We start from the raw sequence: 2,562 nt of genomic DNA, 5'->3' as shown, positions 1-2,562 counted from the left end.
CGGCGTTGCAGCCCGCGGCCCCCCGTGGCGGCCCCGCCCGCGGCCCCGCCCCGCGGCCGTGCCGGTGGCCGTGGCCTACGAGCAGTACCGGGAGGCGCTGCGGGCGCGGGGCTACGCTAGGGAAACCCTGCGCCAGCACGTGGTGGCGCGCAACCTGTTCACCGGGTTCGAGGCGCACAGCGGGGCCGTGCTGAACCCGGCGACGTACTCGCTGGAAACCCACGACGGGCTGCTGCTCTACCTGCGCACGGTGCGCAAGCTGGCCCCGAACACCATTTACACGGCCGTGAAGGACCTGAAGTCGTTTCTGCGGTTTTTGCGCGACGAGCGGGGCGTGCCGGTGGTCGTGGAGCTGCGCAAGCTGGTGGCCAAGCCGTCGGACGCACCCAAGCTGTACTTGTCGGCGGGCGACCTGGACGCGCTGGCGGGGGCCCTGCTGCCGGCCACGCTGGTGCCGGCGCGCGACGTGTTTTTGTTCTGCTGCTACACCGGGCTGCGTTATTCGGACGTGGCGGCGCTGCACCCGGGCAACGTAAGCGAGTGGAACGGCGGGCGGGTGCTGCGCCTAGTGCAGAGCAAGACGCGGGCGGGGGTGAGCATTTACCTGAGTGCGGCGGCCGGGGCCATCGTGGACAAGTACGCGGCCGGTGGGGCGCGGGCGCGGCTGCTGCCGGTGCTGGCCAACCAGGTGATGAACCGCTACCTTAAACGGGTGGCGAAGCTGGCGGGCCTGACGGGCGCGGTGGACCTGGTGAGCACGGGCGACGGGGGGCTGGTGCGGGCGGCGGTGCCCAAGTGGGAGCTGGTGACGATGCACACGGCGCGGCACACGTTTGCCACCCAGAGCCTGCTGCGCGGCATGCCGGTGGAGGTGCTGCAAAAGATTCTGGGGCACAAGAAAATCCAGACGACCCTGATTTACGCCAAGATTGTGGAGGACTTCCAGCACCACACCATGCAGCGGATCTGGGACGCGCCCGCAGCGGGCACCCCTGCGGAAGTGCCGGTGCTGGCGGGGGCGGTGTGCGCTGTAGAGCCGGTAGCGGCCTAAGCGGGGCGGGGGCTACCGCAGCGCCGCCGACTGGTTAACGCTTTACTTGGCGAACGGGTCATTCGGAACCCGCTGATGTTTTGCCGTTGAAAAAAAGCTGCTGGTGGAATTTGCTTGCTGGGTTGGGCATCCCAGCGCAACCCGTTTGCAAAGCCTGGCCAAGGCGGGAGTAGTTTAGTAGCATGAAGAAGCTCGTCCCCGTTATTTTGGCTGTTGTGCTGCTGGGTGGGTGCTCCAAAAGCAGTGATCCTTCGCCAGCTGCCGTGCCGGTACTCAATACTTTTGCGCCGGTTGCCGGGGCGTTTACGATTCAGCCTAATGGCGGCGCGGCTTACACGGTTACGAAGCTCGCGTTGCGGGTAACGGACGTGCTGGATGCGGCGGGCCACCCCCTTTACTACACGTACACATACCAAGGGGGCAGTTCCGAGGGCGACGACGTGGAGATCATCGTGACCTTGCTCGACCCCATCGCTTCATTGACGGCCGCTGGTCCCTGGCGGGCACAAATGGTTTTGCACCACGGAACGCGGCCCGCTTTCTACAATTTCACAGCGCCTGACTTAGGCTACGGTACCCTGTCTTCGCCCGCCGGTAATGCCTACACCGCTAGCTGGAATTCTGCTGCCCTGGTGGGCAGTTTGAAGTAGTCCGGCGCGCTGCGCCGGCGATTGGCCAGTGCGTTACAGAATGCGCTTACTAGTGGATGGCAAACTAGGGCGAGAGTAGGGCGAAGGTAGCTTTAGCCCTGCTCCAACCCGGCTGTTGACCGGACGCGCTGCGGTACACTATTTAGCATTAAGGGCGCGGGACACTTCGGCCTCGTCGAGGTGCGTGTAGCGGCAGAATTCGGCCACCGACACGTAGGCGCGGGCGGGCTTGCCGTTGGCGCGGCGGATGCGCTGCAGCAGCACTTTGGCCGTGCCGTACTGGGTGCCGGTGAGCTGGGCCACCTCCTTGGGGCAGATGCAGACCTGGGGCATAACGGGGTGGATTGGGGTGAAAGTGGCAAGCTAAGATACAACCGCTAAAACCGGGCCGTACGTTCGGCCCATGATTAAGAAACGCACTATTTCGGGGGTGGGTGGGGCGCTGCTGGCGGCGTTGGCGGTGGGGTGTGTGGGCAGCCGGTCCGGTGACTTCCCCGCCGCATCTTTTACCGCCCGCGCTGCGGCCGCCGCGGAAGCCGCCCGGGTGGTGCGCGTCATCGACGCCGATACTTACATCCTGCTCTCGGGGGGAACGACCTACCGACTGCGGCTGCTGGGGGTGGACGCGCCGGAACACGACCAGGACTTCGGGCCCCAGGCCACCGACTCAGTGACACGGCTGCTGGCCCCGGGGCGGGTGGTGCTGGTGGCCAAGAATGGGCTGGACCTGTACGGGCGGACGCTGGGGGCGGTGCTGCTGCCCACGGCGACGCTGGCCGCGGCGGGCTGGCCGGTGCCGCTGGACTCGCTGCTGGTGGTGCGCGGCTGGGCCTGGGCCTACGACCCCAACCATACGGTGGC

General features: G+C 66.6%; 4 protein-coding genes. 3 read left to right on the top strand and 1 reads right to left on the bottom strand.

Going from position 1 to position 2,562, the window contains the following annotated elements; all coding sequences use genetic code 11:
* Both BEN49_RS13860 and BEN49_RS13855 read left to right on the top strand, forming a co-directional pair.
* A partial coding sequence (locus tag BEN49_RS13860; RefSeq protein WP_070744333.1) for a tyrosine-type recombinase/integrase occupies positions 1-1,051 on the top strand: 1,051 nt, incomplete at its 5' end.
* A 182-nt stretch (positions 1,052-1,233) separates the two neighbouring features.
* Positions 1,234-1,701 carry a hypothetical protein gene (locus tag BEN49_RS13855; protein ID WP_070744331.1) on the top strand — a complete coding sequence of 156 codons (468 nt, stop codon included), beginning with the start codon at positions 1,234-1,236 and terminating at the stop codon, positions 1,699-1,701.
* Positions 1,702-1,839: 138 nt separating this feature from the next.
* On the opposite strand, the gene BEN49_RS13850 is transcribed toward BEN49_RS13855, so the two are convergent.
* Entirely contained in the window at positions 1,840-2,034 is a 195-nt protein-coding gene (locus BEN49_RS13850) for a hypothetical protein (RefSeq protein ID WP_070744329.1), read from the bottom strand.
* Between the two features lie 70 nt (positions 2,035-2,104).
* Here BEN49_RS13850 and BEN49_RS13845 point away from each other — a divergent pair.
* Positions 2,105-2,562: thermonuclease family protein (locus BEN49_RS13845; protein WP_193415811.1), on the top strand; the 458-nt coding region annotated here is incomplete at its 3' end.

Source organism: Hymenobacter coccineus (assembly GCF_001816125.1).
Taxonomy (GTDB): domain Bacteria; phylum Bacteroidota; class Bacteroidia; order Cytophagales; family Hymenobacteraceae; genus Hymenobacter; species Hymenobacter coccineus.
This window is presented reverse-complemented; position numbering and strand designations above follow the sequence as displayed.